This window comes from Phyllobacterium sp. T2-21 (assembly GCF_055378485.1).
This window is the reverse complement of the sequence record NZ_AP027912.1, coordinates 3471598-3486336: the sequence shown is the minus strand read 5'-3', so window position 1 is coordinate 3486336 and position 14739 is coordinate 3471598. Positions and strand designations below refer to the sequence as shown.

Genomic DNA, 14739 nt, shown 5'->3' with positions numbered 1-14739 from the left:
ACAGTACTGCACACGGCGCGCAATCGGATTGCAAAGATATCAGGATATGGTGTTTTACTGGCATAATTGCTGTATTCTATCGGAAATATTAGCAGGAAATTTCAATGATGCTGGATGAGATCGACAAGCGTATCCTTCGCGCGCTTCAGAAGGACGGGCGCATGCAGAATGTGGAACTTGCCAGGGAGGCCGGCCTGTCGCCGTCGCCCTGCCTGCGCCGCGTGCGGCTGCTGGAGGAGGCCGGTGTCATTGACCGCTATGTCGCCGTGCTCAATCCGGCCAAGGTCAATTTATCGCTTTCGCTGTTCGCGCGGGTGTGGCTGACGGCGCAGGATGCCGAAACGATCGATCATTTCATGGATGCGATGAAGAGACTGCCCCAGGTGGTGGAATGCTACATCATGCTGGGAGAGAGCGACGCGCTGCTGCGGGTTGTGGTCGCTGATCTTGACGATTACCGGCACTTTCAGGCCTCCCATCTGACGCGGATCAACGGCATCCAGAATGTCAAAACCGATGTGCCGAGCCAGATTGTGAAGCAGACCTATGCTCTGCCGCTCGATTGACCGGTAAAAAGCGGAAAACATGCGGCAAACCGCAATTCGCGCCGCGCCGATCTGAAAACCGCCTTCTTTGGAAAGACAATGGTAGCGAAGGACTGTTTGCAGTCCGATAGCCGACATCAAGTTATTGATCTTATTGATCTCGGAACTTGGCGCGCCGCGATGATCAAGGCACTCCAAGAATATAGCCCCTCCACACAGGAAACATAATGAGAATCCTATCAATCCGACCCTTGGATGGGCCGGGCGCTTTGGCGCGCGTTGACGTTGAACTCTCGGAGTACGTCAGACTTTACAGCCTCCTTCTCAAGAAGAACCAGGATGGCAAAGTCAGAATTCACGCCCCACATTCGTGCGGCAAACACGTTGCAACTTTCCATCCCGTTATCGCAAAGGAAATCACAGACGCGGCGATAGCCGCCCTGCGGGAGGCGACAGCCTATGACATCGGAAGATAAAAGACCCAAACCTGAATCGCTGGAGGCAAAGTTCAAGCTGCTGCAACTGCTTCCCTATGATGCTCGTGCGAAGCGTAAGCACTGCCTCGTGTTCGGCTTCATTCTCGACTGGTACCACTCAAAATACGGTGATGCGCTTGCCAGTGTGCGCCATATCGTAAGTACAACCAAAGATCGGGATCCGTCCGGCAAGGGCCTCTATGCGGGTGACGTTCACCAGGCACTGACTGACCTTGTTTCATGGGGCTACCTAAATCAAGAAAAAGGCATCGGTAGCCGTGCCAGCCGCTATGTCCCAATTTGGGAAAAACTCTCTAGCGTTCATAAAATTCCGAACACTACGGATTACGAAATTAGCGTTCGGGAAAACACTAACACATGCGTTCGGGAAAATACGAACACTACGGCGGTTAGCGTTCGGGATTCTATGAACAAAGACCCATCTACCTCGACCCGGGTACCAGACCCGGAGACGAGAGTAGATGGCAATGTGCATGTTCCGCCTGTGGCTGCCCTCACGGGCGCCCCGGCGAACACGCAGATAAAGAGTCCATTCGACGAACTATGGTTTGCATATGGCGTGAAGAAAAACCGCGTCGAGGCAGAATCTGAATATGCAAAGCTGGAACTGGACGATGAACGGCAGGCTGTACTGGTTTCTTCGGCAACAGCTTGGCGCGAGGCCTGGGAAGCCCAAGGCAAGCCTGACGCTCCCCGGAGACATCTGCACGTGTGGATTCGCGATCGGCGTTATATGGAAGACCCGCCCACCGGATATGCGAAAAAGGAACGCATCCCCAAGCCAGCCAATAGCAACAGGCCTTCCACGACAGTACAAGCTGCCGAACCAAGGGAAGAAGAGATCACAGCCACGCTTGAGGTTGTCACTACAGCGTCCGATGAGGGTGTCGACTATATGGATATGTACTTTGATGATGAGTCAGGACTCGAATGCCATGAGATTGTTTTGCAATCCCCAAATGAGGCAGAACAGTTGCGAGGGCAGCAGGAGCTTCAAAAGCTTATTTTGAGCCTTGGGATTATCGTGGATGATGACACCGACCCAGGAGATTGGGACGGAATGAAAGTCCGTGTTCTCCGAAAGGGAAAGCGCGTTATCGAGTGGCTGCCCAAGATGGGGCTGGCCGCGTGAACAACGCCCCACCGAAAAACCACCACTTCCAGTGGATGGATCAACAAACGGTTGTTAACAGGAAAAATGTCGGTCGTTGTCCGTAATCAGATCGACAGACACCCAACCATGTTGCGAAAAGCGCACCGAAGTGTAAGGTGAGCTTAAGTTTCAGTCATACTGAAATTGCAAAAGGGGACCGGCGCCAACCGATCCCCCCAGTCCCCGCAGTGGGAGCCAACTGGAATGATGAGGCCTGCGGTTTAAGTCAGTTGTTAGCGGACGCCGTAGGTCTCTTCCAGTGCGAATCAGGTTCGGTGATTCATGGTAGAATCGCAAGGCTGCAATCGGGGTAATACCCAGCTCATCCCAGTTATCCAGTGCTCTCCGCGTTTACTTTATCATAAAACCACCGCTTGGCTCTGTCCGACGCCACTATCCTGCAAATGCCCGGTGGCATGCGCGATCCTCGCACAGTCACGCTTGACACCCTGCGCTGAGTCCCTTGTTCGTTAGATGGTCGCCCCATCACCACCAAAACATTCCTCGCACCCGTTTGCACAATTTTGCGCGAGCACCCGCATACTGACCATCAATCGCTTACCAGCCCGACCGTGATCGGCGGCGGGATATTTCATGATGACCAGGAGCCGACCAAGCCCATGCCCAAATTAGTCTCGCCGCACAGCGCGGACAATGACAATGTCCCGTTCAACCGCGTTGAGCATTTGCTCTATTGCCAGAAGCTTTATTCCAATCACGAAGACGCCGGCCTTCTCGCTGGGGTGACCACAAAGCCTCAGCGTAAGAAGTTCGATGAAGCAGAAGAAAAGTATGTTCCTGTATCGGGTGCAGAACCCCTGAAAATCACTGTCCCCTATGACGAGTTCCGCGCAATCCTTCGAAAGGAACGCAACCAACTTGCAAAAGGTTCGGCAAAGGTTGGCTGCATCACAACCGACCCTCTCAACTTCCGATTGCCCGAAGAACGCTCACTGAGCCGCGCGCGCATTGAGATAAAATCTAAGGTTGAAAGGCTGCTGATGGACCGGGAACGAGCGCGGATCGTCATGCGTCAATCAATTGGACGGCTCAGGTACCGGGAGGCGAACGACAACATCGACCTTCCCATCGTCAAGCTTCTGAAGACGGAAGGCGAGGCCGATTTTCTGAAGTTGGTTCTTTCCTATCGCAAGCTTGTTCGGGACTGTGCATATGAGTTGCGGGGCCAAGATATACCGGCTGGTACATCACAGCTTGTTCACAAGGGCAAACTCGATGAAACAACAGGGAAAATTGATTACAAGGGTGTAAAACTCATCACCGGCAAACGTGCTCTGGTCGCAACGTCAGCGACGACCGCAACACCGACTACAGCCGAAACAAGCAACCCAGCGAAGAAAAAAGCCAAGCCTGTAGCGAAACCGTGGAATGGCGACGACGCCATGAATGCCGCCATTGATGGTCGGAAAACTCTGGAACGTTTGCACGCAGCACTTGGCCCGCTAGTTGAGCCATTCGAAGAGGCCGTACTGGATAGCGCAACACTCAGAGACATCGGAGAGCGCTATGGGTGCGGCAACGATAAGGCGGCCAAGGGTGGCGGGCGCGCCATGCTATGGTTGGCCCTGGTGACGCTGCAAGAAGCATGGGGCGGGACGAACCTGACGGCACGCGCTGCTTAGGGGTACCCCATTTCTGCGTCCCAATAGGTATATATGAATAGTGAATTTGGGGGCTCGCTTCGGCGGCCCTTTTTCGTTTCAGGGCTTGTCCCTGACGGAGGGAGTGCCTGCGGGTTGCGCCCTTCGACATATTGCGCGGCTGCTTTGGTCGGCTCGTCGCGTAATTCATTCGGGCTGCGGCGCCTCGAAAGCATCAGCATCCACGCTGCCAATAGGGTGCTGATGCGCCTTTTTTCACACTGAAACATTACCGATAAACGAAAGGAGCCACGCAATGGCAACTGCACGTCAAGCTACTGAGTACATCGCCGATGCGCTGCGCATTCCCATCGGCATCGTCACGGATTGCCAAGAGGTCGTTCGCGCCGCTGGTCTGATTCCAGCAACACCCGGCATCCCGGCACAGATCGAAACCAAGCATATCGCAACAATCCTGCTTTCCGCATTGCTCGGCAACCAGTGGGCAGACGGCCACGCCGAACGTGTTGCCGATTATTGCTCCATGCGCCCGATCGCGGGCAGCGCCACATTTGGCCAGACATTGGCCGCGTATATCGACAATCCGCACGATCTCTTCGAAATCAGGATCGACGCGCACGTCCCTGGCGCGACGATGACATATCGCCAGACAAACGGCGGAATGGCCGTTACCTCGTTCGTCATCGACACCCCGCAGCCAAGACCAGCCTTTGGTCGGGAGGTCATCATCGGACCTGAGCCGCTTATTAGTCTGGCCGCAGCAATCGAAACCGCACCGGCAGTCAAGGCTGGCCGCCCGCGCGAGCGGGACCGCTATCGCCGCACAGAACGTGCCGTCCTCTATAATTGAAAGGAACACAATGTCTCTACTAAGCAAAAACAAACCCACACCATCCACGCCCCGCGTCCGCAGTCTCGCTGAGGCTGATCAGACCTACGCCGCAGCGTTGGCGTTGGTGCACACTCTGCAGGACAAAATGGCAGTCCTATACAGTGAAGAAACCGATCTTCTATATCGCATTGGCAACGAGAAGCAGGACGGACAGAAGGCGCAATCGGCCAAGGTCGCAGCCCTGCTTGGCGAGGAGCCGGACGATCTGCCCGTATCTGGACCGCGTGCGCGTTTGACGGAAATCATGGTTGAGCGCCGCGATCTAACAACTGCTATCGATATCGCGCAATCCCGCGTCCAAAAGGCACGACACGCAGCCTCAGTAATCATTTGCGAGGAAGTCCGCAGCGAATACACAGCCCGCGTCCAAGCTATGGCTGAAGCCATTAAGGCCTTCATAGGTGCGCACGCCGGATTGGCAGCGCTGACCAACGATCTCGAATCTCACGACGTGGCATGGGTAGGCCATCTCCGCCCGCTCGGCGCGGACCGCATCGTTAGCCGTGCTGAAGGGTGGCTTGCCGAGGCAAGGGAGTATGGATTCATCGAAAAGGATAAAAAATGACCATCCGCACGGTACCAACCGCAGCCCGCGGCATCGAGCATGCTACGAAAGGCGCCAAGCCCGAAGGCCTGCGCCGCGTCACCGTTAAAACCGCAACCGGCAGTCGCAGTGAGTTGTTGCCATCCGATCCGCAAGAGGTTGCTCGCATCCTCACCGCGCGTAGGGCAAAGAAAACACCTGCGCAACGAGCTATCGATGACATGGTTGCCAACATGAGGCGGCGCGGCATTGTCTGACGAAGGGCTTTCCGTAACAGGAAGGCGGATGGTGGGCTATGCTCTGAAATGGGGCCAGCCTGCCTGGGTGACGGTTGATGGCAAGGTCGTTGAGGAACGGTTCGCAAAGGGAGCGTTTCTATCGTCTATTGCAGGCGGCAAAGTCCGGCTATGCGTTGATCACTGTTGGGATGACATCGTTGCCCGGCAAGACGACGGTTCCCTTCACTTGGTTGAAGACAGCGTCGGTCTGCGCATCACCGCCACTGCCAATCACACTGATGCTGGCGATGTTGCAATGGAAGCAGTGCGCACGCGGTATCGTGCTGGGTTATCCGTGTCGTTTAATCGCCCGTTGGTTGAATGGCAGAATGGTGAAGATGGCAGGGTTCGAATGATCACCTCAGCGCGCTTGTTAGAGGTGTCTGTGTGCCGCAATCCGGCATATCGGTCCAGCGAAATTCATGCAGGCAAGATGCGGATTGAACGGTTCACGGCAAGCCTGCCTGATCCACGGCTTGAGAGGTTGGAAGCTGCCGAGGCTGCAATGGCAAAGTACAGGTCGGCACCCTGACATCATTGTCACCAACCGCCCTGGCAGACGGGTGGCCGACCTAGGGAGGGGTACCCAAAAGGTTGGCGCGACCGATTCCCTAGGACCTGTGCCCCCGCTTTTCACGCGCATCCACAATTCAGAATATGACCCTAGTCAACGAGTTTTGAGGAGTCTCCTTGAGATCGTCGATTGATTAACTGCCTCAAACCCTGGAATTGTTCGCCAAGTAACAACATCCCAACCATTGCGCTCTCAACGTCTTGCCAACTAATGTCAATTGGAATGGACGATGTTTCGCGACGAGCATAATCAAATATTGATTCAGCGCGTTTATGTATGACCATCGCATTGAGCATGTACTCTTCCACGTTCGCACGAAGTTCGCTTCGCCGACTATGGGGGGATCCTTCAATGCTGGAGAACATGGATCGTACCCGAGCCTCACAGACTTGAATATTTGATAACAAGCGGGCAAAGATTTCGACCTCTACTGACGTTGAGAATTCTATTGTTTCCTTAAGTGAAGATATCACATCGTATGGGAAGTCGGGTAGAGAGGGCACTATCGCGTCAGGCTTAAGTCGCTGCCCGTTGTACTGCTGATGGAGCATTCTCAACGAACCAATTAGTTCTCTTTCGTAGCCTGTAATGGATGATAACGTTAGTGGTAGAACGGCTCTCGCTGCTTCTTTCTTGCTTGATATACGTCGCCTCTCCAGATCTTCGGTTTGGTGGATTTGCTTCCGTATTGCGGAAACACCCCACCACGCTCCAGCAAGTGCCAGTAGAGCGCCTATTAGAGTCTGAAAGTCATAGATAAAGCTCCCAATGGCTTTGATAATATACGGGTACTTAGTACTCCAAGCCCCAAGCATGATCAAAAAAACACAACCAATAAGTACGAGAGGCACAACTCGATGCCTCATATCTAATTCCGTTGCCATAGGTGCCACTGCCCTCTCCATCTCGCCCGCCATCTCGTAGCAGGCCTTGAGACAAGTCGCCAAGCCCTCACACCTCACCTTTTCGCCCGCCTTTGAGCGGGTTTTTTCATATCAACGGAGGCCAAAATGGCCAACAACAACAACGATGATCTAATTATCGGTGTAAGCACCGACACTTCCACAATTAGTCGCGCACTCAACAAACTCGTAAGCGATGTCGGTGTGTCGGCGGCTCAAATCCAGAGCCGATTTGAAAGTGTAGGTAAGGGCGTCGACAAGTCGATGACCACGGCCCTGCAGAACCAAATCAACGGTATCGTTGGTGTCGGCGTCAAGGCCACCAAAGAGTGGTCTGGCGCCTTGGCTGATCAAGGCAAGCAATTCGATGACTTGCGCGCCAAGATCAATCCTGTCTTTTCTACCATCAGCAATTACAAGGCTGCCATCGCTGAGATTAAGACAGCCAACGCCCTCGGCGCAGTTTCTGCCGATGAAATGGCGGCTGCGATGAGTCGTGAACGTCAGGCCGCGTTGGCCAGCATTGCGGCGATCAAGGGGCGCAATTCCGCTGGTGGACACGGCTCCAGCCAACTGGGTCCAACGCAGATGATGGCCCTGCAGCACTCCGTGCGCAGTATCACGGAACAGTTAGCGCTCGGTATTTCGCCGGTACAGGCGCTTACAGGACAGTTGAGCCATTTGTCATATGTTGCTAGCGGGCCTGGCGGGGCGATGGGCGCCGTTCGGGCTGTTGGCGATATGGCCATGGGTATCGTCACAAAGTTTCCGTTGGCAACTGCTGCCGTAGCGGCTGGTGGCGCTGCATTTCTGGCCTATAAGCTGATGGCCGCGAAGGAGCTTCCAACCGTCGATGAGGTGCTCAAAAGGCATGGCGAGTATATCAAAGAACTAAAAGACTACTATGACGGCGCTAAATCCAGCGCCGAAAAATATGGCGCCACGGCATCCATCGTTTTAGACGCAATCACACGCAGGCAGGCAGAAGAGGCCAAAAAGGTCGCGGAGCAGAGTAACCGTGAATTCTTCGGAAAAGTCGCATTGTCGGGCTTCATCACCGGCTCTGACGATTTCGTTGTCGACAAGAAATTCAAAGCGGCTGAGCCGGCGATTCTGAAATTCAGGGAGCAGTTGGCGAAAGGTAAGGGCGACTTTGACGCTTTCAACGAAGCAATACAGAGTTCAGCGCTTAGTCAAAAGCTTAAGGGTGAGCTTCTAGAGGGTGCGCAGGGACTCCGCGAACTGAATGCCGCAGCCAATATTCAACCACCGAATGATTATCAAAAGGCTCTGGCCGATTTAAGCTCGACTGCCAACGGACTGAAGAATAGTGAGGCAAAGACTGCTCTTCAGGATATGATTGAAAAGTTCAAGAATGGCGAAGTATCGGCAAAAGACTTGATCCATGAGATTGACCTTTTGTCCGGGAAGTCTCTCGACCTGTCGAGCATGACCAGTGAGCTTGATAAGCTCATCAAAAAAGCGGAAGACGCCAAATTCTCTATTGGCACAATTTACGGCATGCCGTCGTCTTCCGTCGCCGATATTGCTGCAGGCCTTCGGGGGCCAAATGTTGCCGGTCTTACGGGCGATCGCGTTGGCAAGCCAAGTACAAAAGATGCGCTCGACCAAGCTCAGGCATTGTTTAAGACGCGCTTCAACTTTGAGCAAAGGTTTGGTGGTCCAGAGCTTCAGAAACTCGAGTCTTCCAACAAATCGCTCAATCACGTCGACAAGCCGAAGGTCGACAAGGACGCCAACGCCGAGCGCGACAATCTAAAGCGCGGGCAAGATCGTATCGACCGCATGAACGAAGAGATCAAGACAATTGGTCTCAACGGTACTGCACAGGATACGCTGCGATTTAAGTTGGATCTTCTGCAAAAGGCGACTGACAAGGGCCGCAAGCTCACGCCTGAATATCGCGCTGAAATCGATAAGCTGACAGAGTCGTACGGAAAGGCCGCGGAGAAGGTAGCTGGACTAAAACTGCAGCAGGATTTGACGTTTGAACGCGAACAGATGTTCAGGTCGCCCACAGAGCAGCGCGTCTATTCTCAGCTTAAGAGTGCCGGGCTGGACCCGAATTCCCCACAGGGTGAGCTGAATGCGAGCCTCATTCGTATGAACGAGTCGCTCGCCCAAAGCAGAGACCTGGCTTTGGATTTCGCAAGCGGATTCGTTTCTGATCTTCGCAACGGCGTGAAGGCCACCGAGGCACTTGGCAATGCACTGGGCCGGCTTGGCGACAAGCTCATCGATATGGCTCTGAATCAGGCAATCAACAGCTTGTTCAGCAATATCGCAGGCGCCACTGGCGGCGGCTCGTCAGGTGGTAGCATTCTAGGCGGCATCGGTAAGATTTTAGGCTTTGCTGATGGCACGGACAATGCGCCTGGTGGTCTTTCATGGGTCGGTGAGCGTGGCCCGGAATTGATGAACGTCCCGAAAGGCGCACAAATCATTCCCAACCACAAGCTACGTGGCCCGAGCATGCCCAGTCTTTCTTATGGCGGTGGTGGAAGTTCGCCCGTTTCAGTGACTTACGCACCGACCATTGATGCCCGCGGCGCCGACGTTGGCGCGGTTGCACGGATTGAACAAGCCATGGCGCGTGACCGTGCCGAATTGCCTGCGCACATCGTGACCACCGTGAGGAAAGCGCAGAAGTCGCGGGTGTTGTAGCTATGTTAAAATCCTGCCCACCTTTTATATTTGAGTATGAGGTGGGCAGAGTTTTCTCTAATTTGGGATTGCGATGCGATATTGTCACGAGTTAAGTGGCACAATTATGCGGCAATGCCATTACCTAAGGAGATAAATACTTGCACGCTCGTTGCCTTAAAGAATAACGTGGGAGAATAATATTTACGGGCGGAGAGAAAAGTGCCGAGAATTAAAAAGTTTGCGATCAAGAATTTTAAAGGCATTGAATCTGCTGAGTTTGATTTTCACAACCGTATAGAAAACAAGATTCTTACATTCATCGGGTTAAATGAAAGTGGGAAAACAACGGTGCTAGAAGCACTCTCACACTTCATCACATCCGATCGTACCAACAATCAACTTTTTGATGGACCGTATGCGCAACAGCACATTGCAAGTTTAATTCCCATCCACGAGAGCGCAGCATTCAACGGAAAAGTATCTATCTCATCAACTGTTGAATTAACAGAAAAAGATAAGGACGATATTGTTTCTATTTTTTCCGACGAAAAGCTTTCTCTTGATCGGAAAAGCATTCCCGACATGATGACAGCGGAACGTGCTTACTTGTTCAAAGATAGCACGTACAAAGAGTTTATGAATTACTGGAACGGTTTTGAACCAATAATTCTTCACGGGAAAAGCAAAAAACCTAAAAATTATGTACGACCGGATAAGGGTTCGTCCGAAAAAGATCTATGGATTGCCTCTGTAAATTCGATCAAGAATAAGCTTCCGAACATGGCATATTTTCCGACATTCTTGGTGGATTTGCCTCAAAAGATATACCTGTCCGAACATGAAAATGAAAAGCCGGTAAACCGATATTACCGATCAGTGTTGCAGGACGTTCTTGATTCTATCGATGGCGGCCTCAATCTCGAAACCCATGTTGTTAAGAGAATTTCTGATTTCAAAGCGCGAGACGCTACGCCTTCTTGGTTTCCCAAGTTTTTCGAAGACACTGACAAGCGCAGCGTTGAAGCAGTTTTTCATAAACTGTCTGCCGCCATTACAAAAGAAGTACTCGGCAACTGGCAACGGGTGTTCAATCGCCCAGTTTCCGCAAAACAGATTAAGGTTGATTGGAATATCGATCCTGGTTTCAATGACCTGCCGTATGCGACATTTAGCGTATCGGACGGAGAGTCTTTGTATCAAATTAATCAGCGATCATTGGGCTTTCGCTGGTTCTTTTCGTTCTTGCTTTTTACTAGATTCAAGTCAAGCGGAGGTAAAGTAACGTTATTTCTTTTTGACGAACCTGCTGCCAATTTGCATGCGAGGGCTCAGGCACAACTTTTGGAAAGTTTTGAAAGGATAGCCAAAGACGGAAATATAGTCTTCTACTCGACACACAGTCACCATATGATTGAGCCCAAATGGCTCTCAGGTGCATATATAGTGGAGAATGAGTCAGTCGACTATGATTCTGACGATTTTGCTACATCGTTTTCTTCGACACCAACGAATATTAAGGTGACGTCTTACCGCGATTTTGTAAGCCAACAACCGGACCGTGTATCCTATTTTCAACCAGTTTTGGAAAGACTTCAGTACCAAGAGCCAGCTCTTGTTGGTTCTGGGCCTCAAGTCTTCGTTGAAGGGATAAGCGATTTCAACGCATTCGAGTATGTATTGAGGCAGATGAAGAGACCAGGGGGTATGCGAATAGTCCCAGGCTTCGGTGCCGGATCATTGGGACCCGCAATTTCTCGCGCTCTGTCAGAGGGTCGCCAATTTCGCATACTTTTAGACGATGATGTTGCCGGGAAGAGGGCAAGAGAAAAGTACATAGCAGACTGGATATTATCCGACGGTATAGCATTAACACTTGCGGATATGGACAGCAGTCTCGCTGGTAAAAAATTAGAAGACCTCATTGCAGAGGAGACGAAGGAAAAAGTTCGCCAACGGTTTGATGGTAAATCTGGTAAAAAACAGCTGAATTTTTATCTGGCAGAAATTCTCGCGACGTCGGAGATAGACGGCATCGACCCTAAAACCGTGGCCAATATCTCCAACCTATTGTTGAAATTGAAAGATGGGATGGCAAAGTAGCTATTCCTCATTTGCTTCCAGTAGGAACCATCACACCCTCACACTTCAGTTGATCGCTGTCGGCCAGATATCGCTTGCGATTGCCGTGGCGCATGTCCTTATGCCGAGGGCAGGCGCCATTTGTCTTATGGGATTTACAAAGACCACATGCCGCAATCCGCGGGCGCTTCCGTTTGAAGTTCACGACCATCTCCGCAATCAAGCGGTGCGCCCTCATGGCGCCCGCACGTGTGGAGGTGATTTGAAATGGTGTTCATGGATGGACTTTACAGTTGGTGTCCCAGTTTGGGAAGGTGGTTGCCAATACACTAGGAGCTTTGATGAAACACCCCAACGCCGACAACGCAAAGCTAAATACTAGCTTCCTCTTGCTTGCTCAATACGGCCCAATGACAATCATTCCAGTGGAAATCTTATGTCGAGACTTCTTCACCCATTTAACCGTTGAGAAGTTCCTGAGAAAGGTCAGCCTTGGCGAAATTGTCCTGCCTCTTCTGCGGCTAGAATCCAGCCAACGAAGTGCGAGAGGTGTTCACTTACAAGATTTCGCAGATTACCTGGATGCTCGGCGTGCAGAGGCGTTGAGGGAGTACAAGCAACTGCACGGATAGGTGTCTTATATGCGTCGTATCATAGTTCGCAAAATTTCAGATTTTTGCAAAATCCGAGTTTCGGCATATTTCCCACCAAATGACGTTCAATCGCTTCAACAGTTTCTTAGCGAGAGCTATCTGGAAGCGCGATATCCGCCAAGGTTGGGGCACGGTTTCAACTGGTATCTCATTGGTAAGGCGTGCGACATCGATCCAGAAGGATTGATTCAAGCGTCAAAGGATATCAGCGCAATCTTTGAACTAGTTGTTCGTGAGATCAAGAAGCTACCGACGAAGCCTACCACGTCTAATAAAAGGCAGACGCTGGATGGCTCGGCAGCCGTGCCGATCGTCGTCAGCACAAAAAGAATTCGAATAAAGCCTCAGCATATTGTTCAGGAGGATCCTCTCGATCAGCTTTTCCCCGCCCGAATCAAACCGGGTACAAAGCCCAAATCAGTGGTCGAATTTCCGGAAGCTCTATGGGCTACGTGGGAAGATCCTGAAACATTTCATGGCGCCCTAAGGCTCCATATGGACAGACATGGCGACACGACTTGGTCATTGACCAGAGCCATAATTAAACCAAGTGAAAAATTTGACCGAAAAACTTTTTGGAGCTGGATGGCTGCTACCCGAGCGCCCAGAAATATAGAAAGCTTTGAGGTCCTTGAGCGTATCGAGCGTCGATATCAATTGCCTGCAGGCTATTTCAAAGCGAAGCTACCGCATAAATCACGTGCTGCTTATGGATTTAAGCCCGTAGAGATAGCAGATTCCGAACGTCGCCGTTTGGCATGGCATTTGCCCGATGATTTTGAATCGCGTCCTATAAATGAACAGGAAAAAATACTGGCTTGGGTTAGGGGGGTCATCGTAAGTGGCGCCACTGACTACAGGCGTTTTCAAGCTATCGCTATGAAGCAGCGATACGCAATTAGCTTTCGAAATCCCATAGATAGAGAGCGTCTTATTCTGGGCAAGGATGCAGACCCAGAGCTCGATGGAGCAAGCGTTGAAGCGCCTATCCATCTTAGGAATCAGATGAATGATCTGTTGCGATTCAAGACAGCCACATTAGTTGCGTATGGATACCAGCGAAATGGTATTTGGGGTGAGGAGACGGCATCTCAAAAAGTTGAACATCTTGGATTATTGTTTGGAGCGCTGGTCGCAAGCGAGAGTGGCCCCGTCCGTGGTCTAGGCGTTGCACATGCCAAATTAACTTTTGGCTTGCTTGCATTTCCCTCAGTCTGGGACTGGTATCTCCGATGGAGAGAGCAGCGAAGAGGATTCTACACGTCTTGGGAAATCGACATGTTACGGTTGGCGATTGCTCTGACACGCCCCGAAACAGGGTGGCTCCGTCAAACACCGTCTTTGGCGAAAACTCTTTCGGCTATTGATGGCCTGATAAGTGCAACTGACATAGAGAGTGCATCTAGCAATTGGCACTCAGTTTGCGATGCTTGCCACAAACACTGTTTAACCAGGGCAAAAGAAATACAGAAGGTAGCGCGCGTACATCGTGATGCATTTGAACCAATTTTACCAATCCTAGAGTCTGACAGTCCCGTCGCCGAATATCGAAAGATTACAGATGAGATAGTTAGATTGATGCCAGACGAGAAGCGGTATCCCAAATCTGCCGCCGAGTCTGTTCGCTCAATATTGATGTTACGGCTTGGCCTCCATCTGGGCCTCCGTCAAAAAAACCTGAGGCAACTGTTGTTGTGTCGGCGGCACGAATTACCTCGCAGCGAACGCCAGCTTGTCGAATTAAAGCGGGGAGAATTGCGCTGGAACAATAAGGAAATGGGCTGGGAGGTCTTCATTCCCGCAATTGCATTCAAGAATGCTGACTCGTCATATTTCGCGAACAAACCGTTTAGGCTCATATTGCCAAATCTTGCTGGGCTTTATGAATGCCTAGAACAATACATTGAACGCCATCGCGCATGTCTCTTATCCGAAGCGGCGGATCCAGGTACACTGTTCATCAAGACGGTCAAGTCTAGTTCTGAAGATGCTTCCTACGATAGAACCACTTTCTACGAAGCATGGCGTCTCATCATCCAGCGGTACGGCATTTACAACCCATTCACGAAACGTGGCGCCATCAAGGGTCTGTTGCCACACGGCCCCCACAATGTGCGCGATGTGCTCGCGACGCACATTCTTAAAAAGACCGGATCATACGAACAGGCCAGCTATGCTATCCAGGACACCCCAGACACCGTAGCCAAACATTATGGGCGATTCTTGCCTTTCGACAAGGCGGCGCTTGCCGCCAAAGTACTGAACGAAGTTTGGGAAGCGGGGTGACTAACGTCCCACCGATCCATTCGAGGCGACGCGATCCAGGACTGGCC

12 protein-coding genes are annotated in these 14739 nt (G+C 51.7%); 11 read left to right on the top strand and 1 reads right to left on the bottom strand.

The features are described from left to right. Positions 1–104 precede the first annotated feature (104 nt). The 7 genes from ACZ5FP_RS17305 (at position 105) to ACZ5FP_RS17275 (ending at position 6063) form a co-directional block, all read left to right on the top strand. On the top strand, positions 105–566 hold the full coding sequence (locus ACZ5FP_RS17305) for an Lrp/AsnC family transcriptional regulator (protein WP_223612513.1): 462 nt from the start codon (positions 105–107) through the stop codon (positions 564–566). 438 nt (positions 567–1004) lie between these two features. Continuing rightward, positions 1005–2174 carry a hypothetical protein gene (locus ACZ5FP_RS17300; RefSeq protein WP_346307687.1) on the top strand — a complete coding sequence of 390 codons (1170 nt, stop codon included), beginning with the start codon at positions 1005–1007 and terminating at the stop codon, positions 2172–2174. A gap of 641 nt (positions 2175–2815) precedes the next feature. Continuing rightward, positions 2816–3838, top strand: a complete 1023-nt coding sequence (locus ACZ5FP_RS17295; RefSeq protein ID WP_346307688.1) for a hypothetical protein — start codon at positions 2816–2818, stop codon at positions 3836–3838. Between the two features lie 274 nt (positions 3839–4112). Then, positions 4113–4667, top strand: coding sequence for a hypothetical protein (locus ACZ5FP_RS17290; RefSeq protein ID WP_346307689.1), 555 nt, complete (start codon positions 4113–4115; stop codon positions 4665–4667). A gap of 10 nt (positions 4668–4677) precedes the next feature. Further along, positions 4678–5274, top strand: coding sequence for a hypothetical protein (locus tag ACZ5FP_RS17285; protein ID WP_426137181.1), 597 nt, complete (start codon positions 4678–4680; stop codon positions 5272–5274). Continuing rightward, on the top strand, positions 5271–5510 hold the full coding sequence (locus ACZ5FP_RS17280; protein ID WP_426137180.1) for a hypothetical protein: 240 nt from the start codon (positions 5271–5273) through the stop codon (positions 5508–5510). Before ACZ5FP_RS17285 ends, ACZ5FP_RS17280 begins: the two co-directional genes overlap by 4 nt. Before the next feature lie 28 nt (positions 5511–5538). After that, the gene (locus tag ACZ5FP_RS17275; RefSeq protein ID WP_426137179.1) at positions 5539–6063 is read left to right on the top strand and encodes an HK97 family phage prohead protease; all 525 of its coding nucleotides are present in this window, start codon (positions 5539–5541) and stop codon (positions 6061–6063) included. Between the two features lie 131 nt (positions 6064–6194). On the opposite strand, the gene ACZ5FP_RS17270 is transcribed toward ACZ5FP_RS17275, so the two are convergent. Beyond that, on the bottom strand, positions 6195–6998 hold the full coding sequence (locus tag ACZ5FP_RS17270; protein WP_464661389.1) for a hypothetical protein: 804 nt from the start codon (positions 6996–6998) through the stop codon (positions 6195–6197). A gap of 117 nt (positions 6999–7115) precedes the next feature. Here ACZ5FP_RS17270 and ACZ5FP_RS17265 point away from each other — a divergent pair, with 117 nt between their 5' ends. From ACZ5FP_RS17265 to ACZ5FP_RS17250, 4 genes are all read left to right on the top strand, one after another. Further along, on the top strand, positions 7116–9692 hold the full coding sequence (locus tag ACZ5FP_RS17265; RefSeq protein ID WP_464661388.1) for a hypothetical protein: 2577 nt from the start codon (positions 7116–7118) through the stop codon (positions 9690–9692). Positions 9693–9893: 201 nt separating this feature from the next. Then, positions 9894–11774, top strand: a complete 1881-nt coding sequence (locus ACZ5FP_RS17260; RefSeq protein ID WP_229489975.1) for an AAA family ATPase — start codon at positions 9894–9896, stop codon at positions 11772–11774. Between the two features lie 320 nt (positions 11775–12094). Then, on the top strand, positions 12095–12385 hold the full coding sequence (locus tag ACZ5FP_RS17255) for a pyocin activator PrtN family protein (protein ID WP_229489976.1): 291 nt from the start codon (positions 12095–12097) through the stop codon (positions 12383–12385). Positions 12386–12394: 9 nt separating this feature from the next. Then, the gene (locus tag ACZ5FP_RS17250; RefSeq protein ID WP_464661387.1) at positions 12395–14692 is read left to right on the top strand and encodes a hypothetical protein; all 2298 of its coding nucleotides are present in this window, start codon (positions 12395–12397) and stop codon (positions 14690–14692) included. Positions 14693–14739: the final 47 nt, after the last annotated feature.

Coding starts and splice junctions, on each gene's coding strand:
- ACZ5FP_RS17300 (WP_346307687.1), top strand. CDS start 1,005: ATGACATCGGAAGATAAAAGACCCAAACCTGAATCGCTGGAGGCAAAG.
- ACZ5FP_RS17280 (WP_426137180.1), top strand. CDS start 5,271: ATGACCATCCGCACGGTACCAACCGCAGCCCGCGGCATCGAGCATGCT.
- ACZ5FP_RS17275 (WP_426137179.1), top strand. CDS start 5,539: ATGGTGGGCTATGCTCTGAAATGGGGCCAGCCTGCCTGGGTGACGGTT.
- ACZ5FP_RS17265 (WP_464661388.1), top strand. CDS start 7,116: ATGGCCAACAACAACAACGATGATCTAATTATCGGTGTAAGCACCGAC.
- ACZ5FP_RS17295 (WP_346307688.1), top strand. CDS start 2,816: ATGCCCAAATTAGTCTCGCCGCACAGCGCGGACAATGACAATGTCCCG.
- ACZ5FP_RS17285 (WP_426137181.1), top strand. CDS start 4,678: ATGTCTCTACTAAGCAAAAACAAACCCACACCATCCACGCCCCGCGTC.
- ACZ5FP_RS17250 (WP_464661387.1), top strand. CDS start 12,395: ATGCGTCGTATCATAGTTCGCAAAATTTCAGATTTTTGCAAAATCCGA.
- ACZ5FP_RS17290 (WP_346307689.1), top strand. CDS start 4,113: ATGGCAACTGCACGTCAAGCTACTGAGTACATCGCCGATGCGCTGCGC.
- ACZ5FP_RS17305 (WP_223612513.1), top strand. CDS start 105: ATGATGCTGGATGAGATCGACAAGCGTATCCTTCGCGCGCTTCAGAAG.
- ACZ5FP_RS17255 (WP_229489976.1), top strand. CDS start 12,095: ATGAAACACCCCAACGCCGACAACGCAAAGCTAAATACTAGCTTCCTC.